The organism is Leuconostoc rapi, from assembly GCF_016908715.1.
GTDB classification, from domain to species: Bacteria; Bacillota; Bacilli; order Lactobacillales; family Lactobacillaceae; genus Leuconostoc; species Leuconostoc rapi.
In genome coordinates, this window is the sequence record NZ_JAFBEK010000002.1 from 192,011 (window position 1) to 214,457 (window position 22,447).

16 protein-coding genes and 3 tRNA genes are annotated in these 22,447 nt (G+C 37.0%); 15 read left to right on the forward strand and 4 right to left on the reverse strand.

Annotated elements, in window-relative coordinates:
• Positions 1–11 precede the first annotated feature (11 nt).
• The 8 genes from tilS (at position 12) to JOD28_RS03325 (ending at position 7,044) form a co-directional block, all read left to right on the forward strand.
• Complete coding sequence (tilS, locus tag JOD28_RS03290; protein ID WP_204769460.1) at positions 12–1,319, forward strand: tRNA lysidine(34) synthetase TilS; 1,308 nt, start codon at positions 12–14, stop codon at positions 1,317–1,319.
• Positions 1,319–1,858 carry a hypoxanthine phosphoribosyltransferase gene (gene hpt / locus JOD28_RS03295; protein WP_204769461.1) on the forward strand — a complete coding sequence of 180 codons (540 nt, stop codon included), beginning with the start codon at positions 1,319–1,321 and terminating at the stop codon, positions 1,856–1,858. Before tilS ends, hpt begins: the two co-directional genes overlap by 1 nt.
• Before the next feature lie 23 nt (positions 1,859–1,881).
• Positions 1,882–3,978: an ATP-dependent zinc metalloprotease FtsH gene (gene ftsH, locus JOD28_RS03300; RefSeq protein ID WP_204769462.1), complete on the forward strand. Its 2,097-nt coding sequence runs from the start codon at positions 1,882–1,884 to the stop codon at positions 3,976–3,978.
• 75 nt (positions 3,979–4,053) lie between these two features.
• Positions 4,054–4,950, forward strand: a complete 897-nt coding sequence (gene hslO, locus JOD28_RS03305; protein WP_204769463.1) for an Hsp33 family molecular chaperone HslO — start codon at positions 4,054–4,056, stop codon at positions 4,948–4,950.
• A 164-nt stretch (positions 4,951–5,114) separates the two neighbouring features.
• Entirely contained in the window at positions 5,115–6,596 is a 1,482-nt protein-coding gene (lysS, locus tag JOD28_RS03310; protein WP_204769464.1) for a lysine--tRNA ligase, read from the forward strand.
• A gap of 84 nt (positions 6,597–6,680) precedes the next feature.
• Positions 6,681–6,753 (forward strand) — tRNA-Asn (locus JOD28_RS03315).
• 116 nt (positions 6,754–6,869) lie between these two features.
• A tRNA-Asn gene (locus JOD28_RS03320) sits at positions 6,870–6,942 on the forward strand.
• Between the two features lie 29 nt (positions 6,943–6,971).
• A tRNA-Thr gene (locus JOD28_RS03325) sits at positions 6,972–7,044 on the forward strand.
• Between the two features lie 168 nt (positions 7,045–7,212).
• Here the strand turns inward: JOD28_RS03325 and JOD28_RS03330 are convergent.
• Positions 7,213–8,379 (reverse strand): MFS transporter, encoded by a 1,167-nt coding sequence (locus tag JOD28_RS03330; RefSeq protein ID WP_204769465.1) that lies wholly within the window; start codon positions 8,377–8,379, stop codon positions 7,213–7,215.
• A gap of 298 nt (positions 8,380–8,677) precedes the next feature.
• On the opposite strand from JOD28_RS03330, the gene JOD28_RS03335 reads away from it, so the two are divergent.
• The 3 genes from JOD28_RS03335 (at position 8,678) to JOD28_RS03345 (ending at position 12,922) form a co-directional block, all read left to right on the forward strand.
• Positions 8,678–10,000, forward strand: coding sequence for an APC family permease (locus JOD28_RS03335; protein ID WP_204769466.1), 1,323 nt, complete (start codon positions 8,678–8,680; stop codon positions 9,998–10,000).
• 245 nt (positions 10,001–10,245) lie between these two features.
• On the forward strand, positions 10,246–11,547 hold the full coding sequence (locus JOD28_RS03340) for an APC family permease (RefSeq protein WP_204769467.1): 1,302 nt from the start codon (positions 10,246–10,248) through the stop codon (positions 11,545–11,547).
• Positions 11,534–12,922, forward strand: a complete 1,389-nt coding sequence (locus JOD28_RS03345; RefSeq protein WP_204769468.1) for a DUF2130 domain-containing protein — start codon at positions 11,534–11,536, stop codon at positions 12,920–12,922. Before JOD28_RS03340 ends, JOD28_RS03345 begins: the two co-directional genes overlap by 14 nt.
• Before the next feature lie 18 nt (positions 12,923–12,940).
• Here the strand turns inward: JOD28_RS03345 and JOD28_RS03350 are convergent, their stop codons facing one another.
• Both JOD28_RS03350 and JOD28_RS03355 read right to left on the reverse strand, forming a co-directional pair.
• On the reverse strand, positions 12,941–13,219 hold the full coding sequence (locus tag JOD28_RS03350; RefSeq protein WP_204769469.1) for a type II toxin-antitoxin system RelE family toxin: 279 nt from the start codon (positions 13,217–13,219) through the stop codon (positions 12,941–12,943).
• Positions 13,212–13,463 carry a DUF6290 family protein gene (locus JOD28_RS03355; RefSeq protein ID WP_204769470.1) on the reverse strand — a complete coding sequence of 84 codons (252 nt, stop codon included), beginning with the start codon at positions 13,461–13,463 and terminating at the stop codon, positions 13,212–13,214. Before JOD28_RS03355 ends, JOD28_RS03350 begins: the two co-directional genes overlap by 8 nt.
• A gap of 267 nt (positions 13,464–13,730) precedes the next feature.
• Between JOD28_RS03355 and JOD28_RS03360 the strand changes: the two genes are divergently transcribed.
• Genes JOD28_RS03360 through JOD28_RS03375 form a run of 4 tightly spaced genes read left to right on the forward strand, consistent with a single transcriptional unit; the run spans position 13,731 to position 22,149 of the window.
• Complete coding sequence (locus JOD28_RS03360; protein ID WP_204769471.1) at positions 13,731–14,639, forward strand: restriction endonuclease; 909 nt, start codon at positions 13,731–13,733, stop codon at positions 14,637–14,639.
• Positions 14,640–14,641: 2 nt separating this feature from the next.
• Entirely contained in the window at positions 14,642–17,926 is a 3,285-nt protein-coding gene (locus JOD28_RS03365; RefSeq protein WP_204769472.1) for a DEAD/DEAH box helicase, read from the forward strand.
• Positions 17,926–18,957, forward strand: a complete 1,032-nt coding sequence (locus JOD28_RS03370) for an Eco57I restriction-modification methylase domain-containing protein (protein WP_204769473.1) — start codon at positions 17,926–17,928, stop codon at positions 18,955–18,957. Before JOD28_RS03365 ends, JOD28_RS03370 begins: the two co-directional genes overlap by 1 nt.
• A 3-nt stretch (positions 18,958–18,960) precedes the next feature.
• Positions 18,961–22,149 (forward strand): SIR2 family protein, encoded by a 3,189-nt coding sequence (locus JOD28_RS03375; protein ID WP_239531060.1) that lies wholly within the window; start codon positions 18,961–18,963, stop codon positions 22,147–22,149.
• 104 nt (positions 22,150–22,253) lie between these two features.
• On the opposite strand, the gene JOD28_RS03380 is transcribed toward JOD28_RS03375, so the two are convergent.
• On the reverse strand, positions 22,254–22,418 hold the full coding sequence (locus tag JOD28_RS03380) for a winged helix-turn-helix transcriptional regulator (RefSeq protein ID WP_204769474.1): 165 nt from the start codon (positions 22,416–22,418) through the stop codon (positions 22,254–22,256).
• Positions 22,419–22,447: the final 29 nt, after the last annotated feature.

The following is a 22,447-nucleotide window of genomic DNA, read 5'->3' on the forward strand; positions in this document are numbered from 1 at the left end:
CTTTTTCTATCATGATTAATAAAATTCAAAAACAATTACAAAATTATAATTGGGGCGATACTGTGATTGTCGCTGTATCAGGTGGTGTCGATTCTGTTGTATTACTGCACACCTTGCGCAAACAGTTACCAACTGCAAAACTGGTTATTGCCCATGTTAATTACCATCTGCGTCAAGAAAGTGATGCAGATGAGCTTTTTGTGCGCCATTTGGCAGAAAAATATCAAGCAATATTTGAATATACCACATGGACTGATATTCCGAATACGGCTGTTGAGGGCAAAGCACGTCAGCTAAGGTACCTTTTTTTTGAAAAATTAGCACACCAGTATCATACGGAAACCATTGTGGTGGCACATCATGCGGATGACCAAGCAGAAACTGTGTTATTGAAGCTAGTGCGAGGCGGACAAATCGCTCAATTAGCAGGAATGGCTCATCAAAATAGTCATATTACACGACCTTTTCTGGGTATAACTAAACAAGAGTTGCTAGATTATGCACAGAATAATCGGCTAACTTGGCGTGATGATAAAACAAATTACGATGCTTCATACACACCTCGAAATTTTTTCAGAAATCAAATTATACCAGAACTCAAAACAATTAATCCCAAAGTAGTTGCACATATTAATGATTTTGCCAAGCAAATACAAGCGCACAACGCTTTAATAACTGCGCAAACAGATATTTACGTGCAACAAATTGAAAACCATTGGCAAAGTATTCCACCAATATGGCTGGAACCGACAATTAAACGTTTTATCCAAAAAAAAGGTGTTTATCAGTTTAAACAGGCGCAAATATCACAAATACGTCATCTTTTGGAAAATAAGCAAAAGCCAATAGGGGCTGTTCAACTGTCTAAAAACATTAAATTTGTGAAGAGTTATCAACAAATTGACCTTAAAAATATGACAAAAGTGACAAATAAGACACAAGTTTTGTCATCAGTTATGTTAAAATTAAACCAATGGCAAAATTTTTCAAAAAACACGGTTCTGTGGACGGATATTCAACCAACTGAAGGCCTTAAAAGTTTCTCATTTGGCCTACGTCAAAATACGTCACCGTTGTACTTGCGCCCAGTAAAAACAAGTGATAAAATTGCACTCATATATGGACATAAAAAAATACGACGGTTGGCAATTGATGAAAAATTAACAGTAGCAGAACGTCAAGAAATGCAAGTCTTAGCGACACGCGACGACGACGTTATTGCGGTTAAGATTCGCCAACAATGGCGTGTGAATGATGATTTTGTCGGCAAACAAGATGCGAAGCCATATTGGTTAGCATGGCGAATTGAGGAAAAGTAGTGAATAACGATATACAAGAAGTATTGTTTGATCAAGACCGCATCCATGATGCTGCAGTGCGTCTAGGCAAGCAAATTACGCAAGATTATGCTGGGAAAAAACCAGTGGTGTTGTCAGTCTTAAAAGGTGCTTACCTATGGACTGCTGATTTATTACGTGAGGTTGACCTGTATTTGGACTTGGAGTTTATCAATGTTTCAAGTTACCATGGTGGCGTCTCTAGTACAAATGAAATCACACTTGTGACAGATATACGTTCTGACATTCAAGGGCGTGATGTCATTATCTTAGAGGATATCGTTGATACAGGTCAGTCATTGCTATTTATGAAGGAATTACTTGCCAAACGTGGCGCCAGCTCGATTAAAGTCGCGACGCTACTTGATAAAAAAGCAGGACGTAAAGTAATAATTGATGCAGATTATGTTGGCTTCGATGTGCGAAACGAATTTGTTGTCGGCTATGGTCTAGATTACAAAGAATTATACCGGAATTTGCCGTATGTTGGTATTTTGAAAAAAGAAGTTTATACTGATTAACTTCTAGAAATTGGGGAAACTTAATGAATAACAATCCAAAAGGTGGTTTTTTAAAAAGTTCGATCTTTTATGTCTTCATTTTTCTTGCTGTTGTAGGTATGATTTATGGTTTGTTTGGAAACGACAAGTCAACATCTAAAGACCTCACGTCAAGTGAATTTATGACTGCGTTGAACGATAAAGACCTCAAATCAATCACAGTGCAGCCAAGTAATGGCGTTTACAATATTACGGGTGAATATCGTAAAGCAAAGACTGTTAAAGCAGATAAAGGCTTTAATATTTTACAACAGTCGCAAAAGGTGACAAAGTTTACGTCAACGGTTTTGCCAAATGATACGTCCTTGAAGTCTGTAACAGAAGCAGCAACAAAAACAAAGACAGGTTTGGTAACAAAGCAACAAGAGTCATCTGGCTTTTGGTTGAACCTACTTGTTTCATTAATTCCTGTTGTCTTAATTGTTGCAGTATTTTATCTTATGATGAGTCAAGCAGGTGGTAAAGGCGGCGGACAAGGCGGTATGATGAGCTTTGGTAAGTCTAAAGCTAAGCCATCTGATCCAAAAGATAATAAAGTACGTTTTTCTGATGTGGCTGGTGCCGAAGAAGAAAAGCAAGAATTAGTCGAAGTTGTTGAATTCTTAAAGTCACCTAAGAAATTCGTTAGTTTAGGTGCTCGTATTCCAAAGGGTGTTTTGCTTGAGGGACCTCCCGGAACAGGTAAAACATTGCTTGCTAAAGCGGTTGCAGGTGAAGCGAACGTCCCATTCTTTTCAATGTCTGGTTCAGACTTTGTGGAGATGTTTGTTGGTGTTGGTGCCTCACGTGTACGTGACTTATTCGAGAATGCTAAAAAATCAGCCCCAGCAATTATATTTATTGATGAAATAGATGCTGTCGGTCGTCGCCGCGGTACTGGTATGGGTGGCGGAAATGATGAACGTGAACAAACATTGAACCAGATTTTAATTGAAATGGATGGCTTCGAAGGGTCAGAAGGTGTGATTATACTTGCATCAACCAACCGTTCAGACGTCTTAGATCCGGCCTTACTTCGTTCAGGTCGATTTGATCGTAAAATTTTGATCGGCGCACCCGATGTTAAGGGACGTGAAGCAATTCTTAATGTTCATGCTAAAAATAAACCTTTAGCTGATAATGTTGACTTGAAAGCTGTCGCACAACAAACACCAGGTTATGTTGGTGCCGATTTGGAAAACTTATTAAACGAAGCTGCTTTGTTAGCTGCTCGTCGTAATAAGAAAAAGGTGGATGCAGCAGATATTGATGAAGCTGAGGACCGAATTTTCCAAGGACCAGCTAAAACTAATCGTGGCATGTCTGAAAAAGAGCGTCGGACAACAGCTTATCATGAAGCTGGTCACGCGTTGGTTGGTTTGGTTCGCTCCGAAGCATCAATTGTTCGTAAGGTAACAATCGTGCCACGTGGTCGTATTGGTGGTTATGCCTTAATGACACCAAAGTCTGATCGTTACAACTTACGTTATTCTGAAGCAAAAGAACAACTAGCTGGCCTTATGGGCGGTCGCGCATCTGAACTGTTCTCATTTAATGAAGCCAGTTCAGGCGCATCAAACGATTTCCAGCAGGCAACAGGCTTGGCACGTCAAATGGTTACAGCCTTTGGTATGTCAGACAAATTAGGGATGGTACAACTAGAAGGTAACGCGAGCGTTGGTTATGCGGAACAAGCTGGTAATCGTAACTATTCCGAAGAAACGGCACGCTTGATTGATGAAGAAGTACGTCGTCTCTCAAAAGAGGCGTTTGATGACGCAACTGCTATTATTTCAGAGCATAAAGATAAGCTTGCAGCTATTGCCGAAGCTTTGCTTGAAGTTGAGACATTGGACGAAAAGCAAATCAAGGATATCTATGAAACGGGTGAATTTACACGTAAAGATATTCAAGACAATGATGAATTGGCAAAAGCAAAATCATTTGAAGAAGCAAAAGCTGCTGCAGATGCTAAAGATTCTCAAGCTGAAGCACGTTTTGAGCATCCTGATGAGTCAGAAAAAGATGATGACACTGATCGTTCAGAAGCTGAACCCTCAGATGAATCAACTCGTGATGACGAAAGTGAAGACAATAAGTAAAATAGAAGTTGACGGTAGCGTCAACTTTTTTATTTTAAACTAGCGTAAAATATAATAACAAGTAGGAAAAGAAAAATGTCAGATCAGTTTATTAAAACAATTACAAAAAATAAAAATTTTCGTGCTTATGCTTTAAATGGCAAAAATCTTGTTCGAGAAGCGGCAGTGGCGCATGAAACAACGCGTATGGCCGCTGTTGTTTTGGGACGGGGCTTGTTGGCAACGACCTTAACGGCCCAATCTGTACTTAAAGGCGAAGAGCGCATGTCGATCCAAATTAACGGACGTGGGCCTGTAGGCAATGTTGTTGTCGAAGCTGATGCAAAAGGGAGTGTTCGAGGTTATGTAACAAACCCGCAACTCGAACCCGTATTTGATGATAAAGGGCAATTGGATGTGTCTCAAGCAGTTGGGACAAATGGTTTTTTGCAAATTACTAAGTTTGCGCCTTATGCAAATCCTTATATTGGACAAAGCCAGCTTGTTTCTGGTGAAATTGGGGATGACTTTACATACTATCTTGCCCAATCAGAGCAAATTCCCTCAGTCGTCGGTGTTTCAGTCTATATGAATCCAGATGATACAGTTGAAGCTGCTGGTGGTTTTTTAGTACAAGCGCTGCCAGATGCAACAGATGAAGCGATTGACGAACTCGAAAATGCATTAAAAAATATGAAACCATTGTCCGAGATGTTAGTAGCAGGATATACACCTTTAGAAATGTTAGAGGCAATTTTTGGTAAAAATGAAGTCGAAATTTTGCAGGTTGCAGGCGTGGGATTAGCTGCGGAACCTGATAAATCGGCTTATCGACAAATGTTGACTACTTTACCAGCTAAAGAAGTTCAGGCAATGATTGATGAAGATAATGGCGCCGAAGTTGTGGGTAAGTTCTCCGGAAAACGATACTTTTTCACAGTTGATGAGTTACGCGATGTTATTTTAGAAATAAATGCTAATAATGCAGAGTAACCTTTGAGGTTAGCCGTAATTTTTGGTATAGTAATTATTAGTGAAAACATTTAAAACCGGTCATTAATTACCGGAATAAACTGGAGGAGATGTACCCAATGCTTGGACAATCTTTGTAATGATATGAAGATAGTTGTTATCTTGTATTGGGTGCGCTAAAAGACATGGCAGAAGAAAAAGCGCTTAATGATCAAATGTTAGCACGTCGTCAAAAGTTAGCGACGATAGTTGATGATTTAAAATTAGATCCATTTGGTAAGCGATTTGAGCGTACAGCTAAGGCGCAAGAATTGCACGATTTATATGATAATAGTACTTTAGAAGAACTTGTGGATACACCACATGCAGTGATTATCGCGGGACGTATGGTTGCTAAACGTGGCGCTGGTAAAGTCATTTTTGCTGATTTCCGAGATGTTTCTGGCAAGATACAAGTTTATGCTAGACGTGATGATTTGGCTGAAAATTATCCAATTATCAAACGCGCTGATTTAGGTGATTTCCTTGGTATCAAGGGCATTATGATGAAGACTGAAGCGGGCGAATTGACAATTTTGGCGACGGAATTAACTCATTTAACAAAAGCTTTGCGTCCAATGCCCGACAAGTTTCATGGTATTGCAGATGTTGAAACGCGTTATCGCAAGCGTTATTTGGATTTGATTGCGAATGAAGAATCATTTAAAAAGTTCCAGTTGCGCTCAAAAATCATCTCAGCAATTCGTGCTTACATGGATTCGCAAGACTTCATGGAAGTTGAGACGCCTATCCTACAGACTGAAGCGGGCGGTGCAGCAGCGCGACCATTTATAACACATCACAATGCGTTGAACATTGACATGTACATGCGTATTGCTACTGAATTGTATTTGAAGCGCTTAGTTGTGGGTGGTTTTGAACGTGTCTATGAAATTGGGCGTATTTTCCGTAATGAGGGCATGGATCCAAAGCACAACCCTGAATTTACTACGATGGAAACGTATGCGGCTTATATGGACTTTACAGACGTGATGAACGAGACTGAGGGGATTTTCAAAGCGGCAGCCTCAGTTGTGTCTGACGACCTTAAGGTGACGTATCAAGGGACAGAAATTGATCTAGGAACACGTTTTGTTCGTAAGCATATGGTTGACTTGATTAAGGAACAAACTGGTGTTGATTTTTGGCAGGATATGACTGTTGAAGCGGCGCAAAAGTTGGCGGATGACAAGCATGTGAAGTACGAGAAGTATTGGGGTGTAGGCCATATTATTAATGCGTTCTTTGAGGAATTTGTCGAAGATACACTAGTACAACCAACATTTGTTTACGGTCATCCGGTTGAAGTATCGCCATTGGCTAAACGTAATGTTGATGACGACCGCTTTACTGATCGATTTGAATTATTCATTATGGGTAGTGAGTATGGTAATGCCTTTACTGAATTAAATGATCCAATTGATCAACGTGCACGTTTTGAAGCACAAGTAGCTGAACGTGAAAATGGTAATGATGAAGCTGAAAGCATTGATGAAGACTTCATAGAAGCGTTGGAATACGGTATGCCACCAACAGGTGGTTTGGGTATTGGTATTGATCGTTTGATTATGTTATTGACCGATTCTGATTCCATTCGCGATGTATTGTTATTCCCAACAATGCGTTAGATTAATTTTGAAAAAATGATTTTAAAAAGCTTGACAGAACCCCTAGTTATTAGATATAATAATTAAGTTGTGTTAAGCAATTATTCCGACTTAGCTCAGTTGGTAGAGCACCTGACTGTTAATCAGGTTGTCGTCGGTTCGAGCCCGACAGTCGGAGTTATATGAGAAGCAAATCTTAAAGGATTTGCTTTTTTTGTGCATGGTTTTAGACCGAAAAGTATTGACAAATAAGAACGAAACTGGCATAATTAAATAGTTGTGTTAAGCAATTATTCCGACTTAGCTCAGTTGGTAGAGCACCTGACTGTTAATCAGGTTGTCGCCGGTTCGAGCCCGGCAGTCGGAGTTATCAGATAACCTCAATGTTATCTACTTGCCGATGTAGCTCAGTTGGTAGAGCACGGGTATCGTAAACCTGGGGTCGGAGGTTCGATTCCTCTCGTCGGCATTTTGTAAGATCTCTAATTATAATTAGAGATCTTTTTTGTCTGTGACATCTGAATGACGTGCGTAGTAGGATAGCGCTTGTAAACCTGTTACGTGTCAGTTGTATGTGATAAATATATTTTTCAATCGTTGTTCTTAATATATGTCTAGTGTATTAATTTTGTGGCAATTATTTTTTAAATCGAACTGTAAACGTCAGCACACTGGCGATTGCTAAAATAATTGCTACAAACATGTAGGGTAAGTTACTGCCAATATCCAATAGGACACCGCCCAGTACCGGACCAATAATATTACCAACACTGGTTAACGACATGTTCAAACCGTTGATTAGACCTTGTCGGTCTTCGTTCACATGTGATAACAACGTGGTGATCGCTGGACGCAAGATATCAAATCCTACAAAGGCGATGAGTGTAGCGACAAAGACTTCCCATTTACTTTGGGAAAATAAGATCCAAATAATAGCTAAGAATCCCGATATAAAACTGATACGAATGACCATTAATTCACCGATATAACGCACCATTTTTTCAAAAAAGACAACCTGAATGATTAGTGATAAAAAGCCATTGACGACTAAGAACCAAGCAATTTCAGTTAAATTAAAACCACGAACATCATGGAAATAAAGGCTAAACATATTTTCAAACGCCGCTAATCCGAATGAAGACACGAGAATCATAAGCAGTAGCATGCTTAGTGCGACAGACCAAAAATGGCCTGTTGGTTTGATTGCGTTATCTTGAATTGTGTGGGAAACAATGCGTAACTTATTTTCATCAGGCATAAAAATAATAAAGACGACAAAAGCAATTAACCCTAAGATAGCAGAGCCAAAAAACGGCAAGGTGTGATTAATGTTAGCTAAGACACCACCAATACCAGGACCTAAAATAATACCACCACTAAATGAGGCAGATAACCAACCAATGACGCGGGCACGATTTTCACTTGTTGTCATGTTAGATGCTAGCGCAGTAATTGAGGGCATTGACAGAGCTGCAGCTAAGCCACCTAAGGCACGGGCAATGTTTAATTGCAAAAGTGAGTGGCCAATACCAAAAGCAAATAACCCTTCTGAAATAGCGAATAGCAGCAGACCAGCAGCAATCAATGGTAAACGTGCGAATTTGTCTGAAAAGCGACCAATAATTGGTGAAGCAATAAATTGGACAGCAGCAAATAACGCTGCCATGATTCCCATGTCAGTTGCAGTAAGCGACATATCCTGTTTAATATAAGGTTCGACTGGAATAATTAAACCAATGCCAAGCATAATTAAGAGTTGTGAACCGACCAATAATACGAGGGCACGTTGTTGAGTTTTTGTCATGAGAAATAATTACGCTTTCTTTCAATTTCGTAAAAAAGGGTATAAAAAAGAGGGCGTCGCATTGACAACGCCCAGTCTACATCCACTATTGCAGGATAACGCAAACGCAATTAAAATTGCGTCAGTATTTATTACTATCTCAAGACAGAATATCATCAAAAAAAGTTGGTGTCAAGTTAGTAAGGTGACATTAATTTTCATCAGTACCTGGTTAAAAAAACGTAAAAAAATGATGTCTTTGCGGCGCGCAAACTGGTATTATAAAAGAGTATGATTAAATGCAGTTAAAGAGGTAAACATGGGGACGAATCAAAATCTTAATCGCACAATGACCTTGCTTCCGGCTATTTCAACAGTGGTCGGGACAGTTATTGGTGCTGGTGTGTTTTATAAAGCATCAAGTGTCGCTGATGCGACAGGGTCAACAAGTATGTCATTATTTGTATGGCTTGTTGGTGGTTTGATCAGTTTAGCAGCTGGTTTAACTGGTGCTGAATTAGCGGCAGCTTTGCCACAAACTGGGGGTATGTTAGTTTATATCGAGCGTGCCTATGGTAAATTGGCTAGTTATTTATTAGGTTGGGCACAAATTATTATTTATTTCCCAGCCAGTTTGGCGGCCAAAGGTATTATTTTCGGCACACAGGTGGCTAACCTGTTTCATTGGGGCTATATCGCCATTATTCCTTCAGGTATCGCAGCATTGGTCTCTGTTGCGGCTATTAATATGCTTGGTTCAAAAATAGCTGGTCAGTTTCAGTCAATCACTTTATTTTTCAAGCTCATTCCATTAGCGTTGATCATTATTTTTGGTTTGTTACAGCCTGGTGGCGTTGACGTGAGCATTTTCCCAGTATCGCCTGGACATGCTGTGGGTGGCTGGGCTTCAGCTATGGGTGCTGGCTTATTAGCAACAATGTATGCTTATGATGGTTGGATTCATGTTGGTAATATTGCTGGTGAGATGAAAAATCCAACGCGTGATTTGCCACGTGCCATTGCTGGTGGTTTAGTAGGCATCATGGTGATTTACTTGCTTGTGAACTACGCGTTCTTGCATGCGTTGCCATTTAGCGCTGTTCAGGGCAATGCGAACACTGCAATGGATGCTGCGCAACAGATTTTTGGCGGTTTCGGTGGTAAATTGATTACGATTGGTATTCTTATTTCCATTTATGGGACATTGAATGGCTATACAATGACGGGGATGCGCTTACCTTACGCGATGGCTTTGGAAAAAGGTTTGCCATTTTCTAACCAGTTGGTTAAATTAAACCGTTTTCAAGTGCCTTATATTGCTGGCATATTTCAACTGGTCTTAGCGATTGGCCTAATGTTCATGGGTGGCTTTGATATGCTCACGGATATGTTGGTTTTCGTGATTTGGTTATTTTACACGTTAGTCTTTGTGGCAGTCATTAAGTTACGTCATACGGAACCAGATCTTAAAAGACCATATCGTGTACCACTATATCCAGTCATGCCAATCATTGCTATTTTAGGTGGCTTATTCATCATTGTCATGACGTTGATGACAGAATGGCAATTAGCTTTGATTGGTGTCGGTGCTACATTGGCAGGGCTACCATTATACTTTGTGATGCAACACCGTCACAAGTAAGAAAATAAAAAATGTGTTATTCTGAATTTAACGCGATGACTAGGATAGTTTGGTATGTCCTAGTTATCGTTTTTTTTACTAATATAAAACCAATAAATATAACTACAAACGAGTGTTCGACAGTGCCTAAAAAACTGTATGAGAATCATGTCAGTTTATTTGCTTTATCTAATTTTTTTGACCTTTCATCAGCAGTAAGTTTTTTTGATATAATTAGGGTAACTTTGAGAAAAGAAGATGAGATAATGGCAGAAAAAAAATTACTTTCTCCGTCAGTCATTTACTTGCTGGGAATCAATTCAATTATCGGTTCGGGTATTTTTTTGTTATCTGGCAAAATTTATCGTGATGCAGGGACATGGAGTTTATTGGCTATCTTATTGGCAGGACTGTCTATTTTTGTCATTGCGTTTTCATATGCTAATATGAGTAAACTGTATCCTGAAAATGGTGGTGCATTTATTTATGCTAAGGCAGTTTTTGGTCGTTTTGTCGGTTTCATTGTTGGCATGGTAACATGGTTACTAGGCACAGTGACAATGGCAACAGAGGTATCTGCACTCTTGACAGCGATCAAAATGATTTCACCAAATATTAATACGCGCATGATTGGTGTTGTATTACTGGTGATATTGGGTATTATATCTTGTTTTGGTTCGGCGATTATTTCTGTGTTAGACAATGTGACTTCTTTAATTAAAGTTTTAATTGTGGTTGTTTTTATTGTAACGACTATTTGGCTTGTTAAGTTAGCAAATTTTAATTTTGCACCCTTAGCAACATCGTCATTTCCAACCACTCTAACTGGCTTTTTATCAGCATATGGGACTGTGTTCTTTTTCTTTACTGGTTTTTCATTTTTACCAGTTAATGCGGAAAAAATGAAGAATCCGGCTAAAAATTTACCGAAAATCATGAGTTTTGTCATGGTTACTTGTATCGCGATTTATTTGATCATTCAAGGTATTACCATTGGTGTGTTAGGTCATCACTTGCCAGATACGATTGTGCCTGCGGCGACAATTTTTTCAGAAGTAGTTGGTGCTATTGGCATACCACTGTTTGTTATTAGTGTTTGTTGGTCAATATTTGGCGTGATTGTGGCGACAACTTTTAATACGCCGACAATTCTTTCTAGCTTAGCTTTAGATCATGAAGATGTGCCTTTATTGGTGGCTCGAAAAAATCGATTTGGAAGTCCAGTGCTAGCCGTTATTTTAACCATAGTTGTCGGTATTTGCCTATTTTTAACTGGTAATTATGTTTTTCTTAGTGGCTTAACAGTGTTTATGAGTTTTGTTCAATATCTATCAACAGGCTTAGCAAATATTAAAGCAAAATATCGTTGGATTGGTTCGGGTACTGTGTTATTCTCGCTCATTCTACTAGCGTCATTTACACCACGTGTCTTGCTATTCGGTGTGAGTTTTATTGTGATATTATCTGTAATTTATTTATTTGTCAAAGTAGATGATGCGCACTTAGAAAAAATTAAGCAACAAAAAAAGCTACTCAAAGAAAGGCACGCTAACCATGGCAAAAATTAAATTTCACATCGCATCACAGACTGAATTAGTATTAGATCAAGCTGCCCAAGTTGGCGATATGATTGATTTAACTGATGAGCAAAATATTGATACCAGTATCATTAATGGTAAAATCGCTGATATGATTGCGGATCGGGTTGCCCAAGCCAAAGAAGAATGGGCAGTGCAACAAGCTAAACAAACAGATATTGAGCTGGCTAATCATTTACAGACGCAAAAACAAACGTTACAAGCAACCATTAATGACAAAGATAATCGCATCGTTGCGCTCGAGACGGAACTTAAAAGCATCGCGCAACAAAATGATGCTGAGTTGAAAGCCCAATTAGTACAACAAGAATTAACAATGCAAGCCACTTTAGCACAAAAGCAGACTGAAATTGCTGAACTAGAGTCAAAAATTCAAACAATTACGCAACAAAGCCAATCTGAACTGGCCACACAATTGCTTAAAAAAGAGGCAGTAGTTCAAAGTGAGTTAGCGCAACGAGATCAAAAAGTGTCTGAATTAACGTCACAGCTCCAGTTAAAAGACCAAGAGAAGCAGTTACAGTTGGCTAACATTCAAAGTCAATATGAAGCGCAACTCAAAACGGCTAATGAACAAGTTGAGTTCTATAAAGACTTTAAAGCACGTCAATCAACTAAAGAGATTGGTGAAAGTTTGGAACAATATGCGATGACAGAATTCAACAAAATTCGGCCATATGCTTTTCCAAATGCTTATTTTGAGAAAGATAATACTTTGTCGGAGACCAATTCGAAAGGGGACTTCATTTTCCGAGATTTCCAAGATGGGTTAGAATTTATTAGTATCATGTTTGATATGAAAAATGAAGCTGACACGACTGCGTCAAAGCATAAAAATGTGGACTTTTTCAAGGAGCTAGACAAAGATCGTCGCGAGAAAAAGACAGAATATGCTGTCTTGGTGTCCATGTTAGAAGCCGATAGCGATTACTATAATACTGGGATTGTGCAAGTCTCAGAGTATGATAAAATGTATGTCATTCGGCCACAATTCTTTATCCAATTCATTGGCGTGTTGCGTAATGCAGCGTTGAATAGTGTGGCTTATAAGCAAGAATTAGAACAGGTACGCGAGCAGAATGTGGATATTACACATTTTGAAAGTGATCTAACAAACTTTAAAACAGCCTTTGGTAAAAATTATCAAAGTGCATCAAAAAACTTTAAAACAGCTATTGATGAGATTGATAAGTCCATTGCACGTATGGAAGCCGTTAAACGTTCGCTGACGACTTCTGAGAACCAGTTGCGCTTAGCTAACAATAAGTTGGAAGATGTGAGCGTTAAGAAGCTGACAAGGGGTAATCCAACGATGAAGGCGAAGTTTGATGAGGTGGGTGAATAAAAAAACCATAACAGTCTGTTATGGCTTGAATTTATAAATTTCAGAACGTTTGCCAACATAAAGTGCGGTAATGATGAATACTTGATTATCAACCTTTGTAATGATACGAAAATCACCCATACGAAAGCGAACAAGACCAGATAACTCACCCGTTAGTGCTTTACCAGGTGATGTTGGGAAATCAACATCATGTAGGTGCGTGATAATCCATTTGGTAATCAGACGTTGTGTTGATTTGTCTAGTTTGCGAAACGTTTTCTTATAAGAGTCTGCGAATGCGACAGTGTATTTAGTCATTGTCAGTTAAATCTGTTAAGTCAAATTCAGTTAAGAAATCATTGAGTGAAGTTGTCTTAAAATTATCTGCTTCCCATGCCTGATAAGCATTCTCGGCAATTTGATAATCCATTAAATCGGTTATTTTTTCAGCAACTGTCTGTTCAATAAATTTTGAAGTTGAAATATGTTGGTTATGAGCGTAGGCTTTGACGTTTTCCATTAAGGTATCATCAAAACGAATTGAAGTCGCATATGTGGTCATTAGAATTCCTCCGTGATATTTGTAGTTATATTATACTACAATTTGTAGTTGGATGTGGGTACAATGATTATTGATAACATGTTGGAATTAGTAATGTATGGTTTAAAAATCAGAAAAAGTACAGGAGTCTACTCTGACGAATGATGCATATTTTCAAGGAGTCAGTTGTTATATAATTAAGCAGTAGACGTTGATTTTGCAGATATTGTAAATATTAAAAAATAATTACATTCAAAAATAGGGTGCGATTTTAATGGAGAACACATCATGAAAGAAATTGATAAAAATGAAAATAGTTTAATTGACATATTAGAAAATAATATTCGTGAAACAATGCCAGAAATTTTGAATATTTTGTTGATTGATCGTACGACATCAACGCCTAAAAAAACCAAAAATATTATTTGGGCAAATGAGAATTATATTAACTACGAAGCTAAGGCTTATGCATCAACGTCTCAAATAAGACCTGAGCTTGTTACAGGACAAATGGGTCAGCTTATCAAACCACGCGCTCTTAAATCTCGTGAGTTACAAAAGAAACGAACAAAAATTAGAGCGGAAGTGTTCACACCGACATGGGTGGTGAAAAAGCAAAATGATGAAGTTGAAAAGGACTATCTTGATGACGATTTGGAAACCTACGTTAATCGTACTTGGCTAGAAATAACTGCTGGCGAAGCGCCATATATGGCAACGCGCTATGACATGGAGGATGGTGAATGTATTCCATTAATTAAACGTGTAGGATTTGTAGACCGTAAATTACGTCGGATTAATGAGGAAATTAATGATAAGGCAGAATGGCAACGTTTAGTTACTGAGGCATATAAAGCAAGTTATGGATTTGAGTGGAGTGGAGATTCTCTGTTATTAGCTCGTGAAAACTTACTATATACCTATCGAGATTATTACTTTGATAAATGGCATGAAGATCCTATGTATGGTTTGTTTAAAGACATTGCTGAAATCATCAGTTATAACATTTTTCAAATGGATGGTTTGAAATACATTATTCCGATGACTGAAAAGCGAGAAAAAAAAATAAAAATTCAAATATCATTGTTTGAGGACGAAACGCCAGAAGAACAATGGATAATTAGACCAGGTAAGCGTACCAAAATTATGAACTGGAAAACTAATAAGATGGAATTTTTTGATAAAGGAGTCAGGTAGAAATGGTTGATAACAAAACAATTAAAACGACGAAAATTATCTTTCCGCAAATTTATGCTTACACACTTCCTGAAAACCAAGGGACACCAGGATATTATGATGTAGGCAATATCAAAATTGGTTATACGCACCGGTATAACGTAAATGATCGAATTGAAGAACAAACAAAAACTGCTGCAGGTCACTTGCATTATGATCTATTATGGTCAAATCCTGCTAAGTTTAATGATTCAGATGATTGGTTTGATGATAAAAAACTACATACTTATCTACGCACTTTTAAACATCGAGAACAACAAAAATTTGAGAATGGTAAATTATCTGAGTGGTTTTTCTATAATGGTACCCCAGAACAAGCCAAGGTAGATTTTTACGATTTTAGTCATAACCAACTTAGTCAGATTAAAGAAAAAGAACAATATATTTTGCGACCAGAACAAGTGGCAGCGGTTGAACAAACTTTAAACTATGAAAAAGATCATCGTGGTCAAAATTTTTTGTGGAATGCTAAACCACGCTTTGGCAAAACGTTAGCTACTTATGATCTGGTACGCCGAATGGATGCCCATAAAGTTTTAATTGTTACTAATCGTCCAGCAGTTGCTAATTCTTGGTTTGATGATTTCGAGAAATTTATTGCTTGGCAAACAAATTTTGCATTTATTTCAACAAGTGATTCTCTTAAAAATCGACCTAGTATGACACGCGATGAGTTTACTCAACAAATGGATGACGGTAAAGATAGCATGTTAGCTTTTATCTCACTTCAAGATTTAAAAGGAGGCATCGCTTTTGGTGGTGGTTACGACAAACTGTCGTGGGTCAAACAGTTGGATTGGGATCTTCTGGTTATTGATGAAAGCCATGAAGGTGTTGATACATTTAAGACAGATATTGCATTTGATAATATCAAACGTAATTTTACTCTCCATTTGTCTGGTACACCGTTTAAAGCTGTTTCTTCTGGTAATTTTTCTGATGATCAAATTTACAATTGGAGTTATGCAGATGAACAAGAAGCTAAAATTGATTGGCCGAAGAATGCAGAAGAAAATAACCCCTACGAAAAGTTACCTCGTTTAAGTTTATTTTCATACCAAATGGGTCAAATGATCACTGACGACGTGAATCAAGGCGCTAAAATTGATGGTGAGAATATCGACTTTGCCTTTGATTTGAATGAGTTCTTTGAAACCAATGATTCAGGTAAGTTTATACATGAAGCAGATATCAAAAAATGGCTTGATTCTTTATCTCATAATGAAAAATATCCGTTTTCTACAAAGAAATTGCGTGATGAATTGAAGCATACTTTTTGGCTACTCAATCGTGTAGCAAGTGCAAAGGCGTTAGAAAAATTATTAAAGGATCACCCAGTATTTGAAAATTATGAAATAGTGTTAGCTGCTGGAAACGGTAGGACTGATGATGACCAAGTAGTCAATCAAAAGTCACTAGAACGTGTTCGTCAAGCTATTCAAAACAACGAAAAAACAATCACACTTTCTGTAGGCCAACTAACAACAGGAATTACTATTCCTGAATGGACTGGTGTTTTAATGTTGTCAAACATGAAATCGCCTAGTTTATATATGCAGGCGGCTTTTCGCTCCCAAAATCCGTGGGAATATGAAGTCAATGGTATTAAACACCAAAAAGAAAATGCTTATGTGTTTGATTTTGCACCAGAGCGTACGCTGACAATTTATGATGAGTTCGCTAATAATTTATCACGTAAGACAACAAATGGTGGTGGGACAACGGATGACCGAAAAGGAAACATTCGAACATTACTAAATTTCTTCCCTGTAATTGCTGAAGATAGTGAAGGAAAAATGGTTGAACTTGATGTGAATCAAGTATTGACAATTCCAAAAGCACTTAAAGCTCAAGAAGTGGTTCGCCGTGGCTTCATGTCCAATTTGTTGTTCCAAAATATTTCAGGTATTTTCGCATCAGCTGGTGCTCGTGAAATACTGGAACAATTAAATCCGGTAGATCAAGGAAAATCTGTTCCACATAAGACAGAGGAACCTATTGATACCAAAGATGTTCAAGTTGATAGTGCAGGAAACGCGACAGTCGAACAGGATATTGTTGTCGCAACAACGGAAGCTAAATTTGGTGCCAAAGTATATGAAGATATACAGTCTGCTGTGGAACAAGCTGTTATCGACGGTGATAGTAATATTTCAAATGTCGTCGCAACGAGTTTCAAACAGAATACGCAAGATAGTGTTAAAGAACTGGCTAAAGAAAATGGTCTGACTGTTAAATCTGCTGAGCAAGTTGTGCAACAAAATGCTAATGCTATTGCCAGAGAAATTGAAGTCGTTCAAAAGCAAACTGAAATTAAACAGAATGAAGCAAATGTCACATATCAAGCAGTGATTACAGAGGCCCATAACGACCCAGTAAAGGTAGCTGAAGCAAAAGCAACTTATGAAGTTAAAAAACACGAGATTGAAGAAAGCTTCAAACAGGAAGTCATAGCAAAAGTTGAGACGAAAACTAAAGAGTTAACCCATCAAGCAACAGAAACAGTACTTCAAAAAATTGAAGAAAAAAAGAAGCTTACTGTCGAAGATGATGTACGTGCGCGTTTACGTGGCTTTGCTCGCACTATACCATCGTTCTTGATGGCCTACGGGGAATATCAAACAGTACTTTCTAATTTTGACATGACTATTGCTGATGCGGTCTTTAAAGAAGTAACAGGGATTACTTTAGATCAATTCCGTATGTTACGTGACACCTATAATTTCTTCGATCCAATAGTTTTTGATGAATCAGTTCAGGAATTTCTGAATAAACGTAAAGAACTGGCTAACTATTTTGACGATACGCAATCAGAAGATATTTTTGACTATATCCCAGCGCAAAAAACAAACCAAATCTATACGCCAAAAAAGGTTGTTAAGATGATGATTGATAAGGTGCAGGAAGAAAGTCCGGAAGACTTTACTGATCCAGATAAAACATTTGTGGATTTGTATATCAAGTCAGGACTTTATATCACTGAAATTGTGAAACGTCTGTATGTTGGGTTAGAGGGAAAAATTACTGATCCAGATCAACGATTGAAGCATATTTTGGAACATCAAGTTTATGGCTTTGCACCTAGTGAAATTATCTATAATATTGCACGTAACTTTATATTTGGGTTTGATGAAAAGGCAAATAATATTGATAGCTCGCATATTGTTTGTCTTGATACCACACCTTTTGCCCGCGGTGAAGGTGATTTTGAGGCAAAGTGTGATGAATTATTTGGAGGTAAAAACTAATGAAATTTGACGTAGTAGTGGGGAATCCACCGTATCAGGAGGAAAATGTAGGTAGTAATAATCAAGCCGCGCCTGTGTATAATTATTTCTATGATTTGGCAGAACTCGTTTCTAGAAAGTACATTTTAATTTCGCCTGCTCGTTTTTTGTCGAATCAAGGAGCGACGCCTAAAGCGTGGAATAAGAAAATGTTAAATGATGAACATTTGAGTATTGAATACTTCTGTGCTAAGAGTAGTAAAGTTTTTCCTAATGTTGACGTTAAAGGTGGGATCGTTATTTTATATAGAGATCAGTCAAAAAGATTTGGAGCCATTGAAACGTTTATTCCATTTGAAGAATTAAGACGTATTTATCATAAGGTTAAAAAAATTACTTTAGCTAACATTAGTGGTGTTGTTTACAGTCCTGATAGTTATAGGTTTACTGATTCTTTATTTAAAGAGCATCACGAACTTATTGGAAGAACTGATGAGTCGCATGCTAAAGCAGTAGCTTCAAGTGTCTTTACACGTTATCCTGAAATTTTTACTCAAGATAAGCCCAATGATGGGGAACGGTATGTCCAAATTTATGGTAGATTGTCTGGGAAGCGTTTATATCGTTGGGTTAAGAAAAATTATATTTATGATCACCCGAACTTAAATAAATGGAAAGTATTTGTTCCTGGGGCGAATGGAACGGGAAAAATAGGAGAAACACTTTCTACGCCTGTTATTGGGAAACCAGGCACGGGACACAACCAAACTTTTGTAAGTTTAGGAGTGTTTGATACTGAATACGAAGCTAAAGCATTATTAAGCTATATTAAGTCTAAATTTGGGCGTCTGATGTTAGGACTTATGAAAACGACGCAAAACAATCAATCTAAAAATACATGGTCCAAAGTACCAATGCAAGACTTTACTCCCAATTCCGATATTGACTGGACGAAATCTATTTCAGAAATTGATCAGCAACTTTATAAAAAATACGGTCTGGATCAAAGCGAAATTAACTTTATCGAAGAAAAGGTGAAAGCGATGGCATAAATCATGGATGAAGTGCCGGAATTTAAATTTCAATCACTGTCTGAGTACAATGCCATTGTCAACAGAATGGCTGAAGCAATGAAAAATGGGAGACTGGTATTCTTTATAGGAGCTGGTATTTCAAGAATCCAAGGATATCCGAGTTGGGATGAATATATTGATAGATTTATTAAATACTGGGAATCTCATATTAATGATGACCCAGCAATTCAAAAATCGAGAGTATATGTTAACGCGTTAGATCAAATTTTAAACTCAAATATTGATAAAAAACGTAAAGTTGACTTAGTTCATCAAATGATTAAACAAGCGTTTGGTCAGGAAATGTTTGAAGAGAGGCAGTTAGACTTTGAAAAATACTATTTTGAAACGTTGCCACCCATAACAGAATATAATCCAGTGTTAACGAAACTAGCAAATCTTGATGCTTTTTATATAACGACCAACTATGATAATCAAATTGAAAAACATCTTGATACCATGAGAACAGTAAGTGCAACAGTTACTGATATTGGGGATTTTGACTATCGAACAGATCAAGTTTCCCTTAACACGGTTATTCACTTGCATGGTATGCCGAATGGTAAACCAGAACATTTCATTAGTTCATCATCTTCGTATAAAAAACATTATTACTCTGACTTTCAACCAATTAGCAAGATACGTAATTGGATTACTGAGAAAAAGCTTTTACTTGTTTTTCTAGGTTCCAGTATGGAAGAAGACGAGATACTGTCTTTACTTTCTGAAACAAACGGGGATAATATTGCATTTCTATCTTCAAATCATGGAGAGAATGAAACAGGAAATTGTATTAGAAAAGTTACTGAAGACTATCACTCTGCTCAAAATCACACACAAGTTTTTTGGTATGATGACGATTACAATATGCTTCCACCATTTGTGGACAGATTAGTTAACGACATACGTGATGTAGCATATCCAGAAAGTAATGATGACTGGTATAAATTTAGAGATGTAAAGGCATCCGATGAAAAAATTATCAATATACTAAATACAACGGAATTTGACATTCTTGGACACTATTTTGATGGCTTACCTCCCGCAATTATTGCAAAACGAGTGCCACAAATTTTAAATAGTAATATTTTTGAAGATCCAGATAGAAACATTCCTGTTGCAATTTGGGAGGCACTAGATAAAAATGATAAAAACCTAAGTACTTCCAAAATTGATAGCATCATTAACTATGTTAACGGGAAAAATTGGACATATCGTATAGAAATTGCTATTTCTTTTCTTAGGAGTTTAGAACTATCTAAACAACAGACTCTTAATTTGGAGAAATCATTGGGGTCTAAGCCGGAAATTGAGTATTTGGATTTCTATGATTGGCCAAATGTTATGGGATGGTTTTTGGTTAAAGAAATTAAAAAACATAGCTATCAAGGTGGGTATTATAATGTGGGAAAACCATTAATTTATAATTTGGTCCCTCAAGCTCAAGAAGAACTTATTAATATATTAAATAGCGATGATTTTAAAGTTATAGTATGGGAATCTGCTGAAGATATTATCAATTGTGGTGGCTTTTTTCAGCTGTTTCATGCTATTTTAGATGATATTTTTACAATCGACAATGAAAACTGGGAAAGTAGCATAGATGAACGTTTATTGTGCCATCCCATATTTATTAAAGTATTAATGAAGGTTAATGAGGAAACAAAGCTCTCTGATCGCCTTGTTAGTCAAATCATCAGCAATGTTGATTTTTCCGATAGAAATTTAGGCGCTTTGTTCAATGATTTCTTTGATGAAAATGATTTAGAAATAAAACAATCACGTGGAAACATTGAAAAAGTTGAGTATCAGGATGGTATGACTTTTAGTGGTGAAGCAAAGGAGGTTCAACAAACTTCTTTTGTGACGGAGAAAGATCTGGCTTCGGATGATGATTCTACTCTAATTAATAAATTAATAAGCCCTGCTCATAAAGGTCTTCAATTTGGGATAGAAGATGACCTTTGTGAGCAGTCTGTTAATGGTACTACCAATTTTTTAAAAAAAATACTGCTTAACCCTGAAACTACAGTTGCAAATAGAGTTGTAAAATTGTTTGCTGATAATATTCAACGACTTTATAATGACTATAAGGACTTGTATTATTGGTATTTATTTGAAGTAGGTAATGAAGTCAAGTCTGATGATGGTATGATTCATGCCATTATAAAAATGTACAAAGACAATAAAATTTCTAGGTTTGATCATGATGACGCTAAGATGTTTAAGTTTTTATTGAATACTGATTATTTCGTTGATGCAACCAGCATGGCTTTTTGGCAAATAGATACAGTCAATTTTGATTTGCCATACCCTAACCAAAATGAGCAAGAGGAGTTCGCATATATTCATTTTATCAATTCAAGTTTAGGAATTTATCTTGACCTGTTTAAACTTGTCATCGAAAAAAACCCAAATAATAAAGATGCTGCAAAGCAATATATTGAAACTATTAAAGATGATAATATTCGTCATTTCATGATGGGGAGACATTACGATATGTATACAGATAGCCTCCCAAAGACGATTTATGATCTTAAGGGAATTTCATCGGCATATCGATTAAAAAATAAAGGCACATCCGCATTTAAAAATGCTACACTGATTGCTCTAAATGAAGGTTATAGTGATTCGTTGATAGAACACAATGTAGCTATCGTTTCGCTACATGAAATCAATCCATCAAAAGATGCTATTGCGTGGGGCAAAATTAATGTGTTTATGATTTTTATGTATATTTTTAACACGAATTATGATTTTCCGTATCAACAAGAATGGCTGACAGAAATTATGACTCGGCACGCTAGTAAATATTTTAATACGATTTTTAGAATGTTTAGAAAAGACAACAGCAGTATTAACTCAAAAATTAATAAATTATTGTTGAATCCAAAGGAAATTTTGAAGTTAAGTGATGAGAAAATCAATATAGCACTAGTAACATCAAAAATTGATGATATCAAGAATGATTTGCAACCACTATTCCTTAAAATACTTACGACAATCATTAGTTTTGGTAGAGTGCAAATTAATGGTATGTCAATACAAACTATTGAAATGGCGTTAGAACAGTCAGATACCGAGAAACGGAAGCAAATGTTCAATGGTTTAAGAGGTTCAATGAATTTAGGTGATTTTAATCGATTGGAAACAAAATATTCAACGATTTAAAAAATAAACAAAGTAGTTTATTTTGATGACGTTAAGATATGCAGAGCCATAGTCCCTTTAATTTGTTTTAAAATAATAAATCGCCAACCATGATAACTTCCATATTAAGCCTCAATTTCAGGGATAAAATTCAATAAATATAGCCCCTTATCAGTAAAATGATAGGCAATTTGTGGTGGATTGGTTGGTAGATGTTCCCTTGTAATAATACCGTTTGCTTCGAGATCTTTTATTCGAGTTGATAGAATTCTAGGAGTACGACTTTTCATCAGGCAATAGCAAGTAGAATACTAAATTT

Excerpts from the sequence above, each read along its gene's own strand:
- tilS (WP_204769460.1), top strand. The coding sequence starts at position 12 with ATGATTAATAAAATTCAAAAACAATTACAAAATTATAATTGGGGCGAT.
- ftsH (WP_204769462.1), top strand. The coding sequence starts at position 1,882 with ATGAATAACAATCCAAAAGGTGGTTTTTTAAAAAGTTCGATCTTTTAT.
- hslO (WP_204769463.1), top strand. The coding sequence starts at position 4,054 with ATGTCAGATCAGTTTATTAAAACAATTACAAAAAATAAAAATTTTCGT.
- lysS (WP_204769464.1), top strand. The coding sequence starts at position 5,115 with ATGGCAGAAGAAAAAGCGCTTAATGATCAAATGTTAGCACGTCGTCAA.
- JOD28_RS03330 (WP_204769465.1), bottom strand. The coding sequence starts at position 8,379 with ATGACAAAAACTCAACAACGTGCCCTCGTATTATTGGTCGGTTCACAA.
- JOD28_RS03335 (WP_204769466.1), top strand. The coding sequence starts at position 8,678 with ATGGGGACGAATCAAAATCTTAATCGCACAATGACCTTGCTTCCGGCT.
- JOD28_RS03340 (WP_204769467.1), top strand. The coding sequence starts at position 10,246 with ATGGCAGAAAAAAAATTACTTTCTCCGTCAGTCATTTACTTGCTGGGA.
- JOD28_RS03345 (WP_204769468.1), top strand. The coding sequence starts at position 11,534 with ATGGCAAAAATTAAATTTCACATCGCATCACAGACTGAATTAGTATTA.
- JOD28_RS03350 (WP_204769469.1), bottom strand. The coding sequence starts at position 13,219 with ATGACTAAATACACTGTCGCATTCGCAGACTCTTATAAGAAAACGTTT.
- JOD28_RS03355 (WP_204769470.1), bottom strand. The coding sequence starts at position 13,463 with ATGACCACATATGCGACTTCAATTCGTTTTGATGATACCTTAATGGAA.
- JOD28_RS03360 (WP_204769471.1), top strand. The coding sequence starts at position 13,731 with ATGAAAGAAATTGATAAAAATGAAAATAGTTTAATTGACATATTAGAA.
- JOD28_RS03365 (WP_204769472.1), top strand. The coding sequence starts at position 14,642 with ATGGTTGATAACAAAACAATTAAAACGACGAAAATTATCTTTCCGCAA.
- JOD28_RS03370 (WP_204769473.1), top strand. The coding sequence starts at position 17,926 with ATGAAATTTGACGTAGTAGTGGGGAATCCACCGTATCAGGAGGAAAAT.
- JOD28_RS03375 (WP_239531060.1), top strand. The coding sequence starts at position 18,961 with ATGGATGAAGTGCCGGAATTTAAATTTCAATCACTGTCTGAGTACAAT.
- JOD28_RS03380 (WP_204769474.1), bottom strand. The coding sequence starts at position 22,418 with ATGAAAAGTCGTACTCCTAGAATTCTATCAACTCGAATAAAAGATCTC.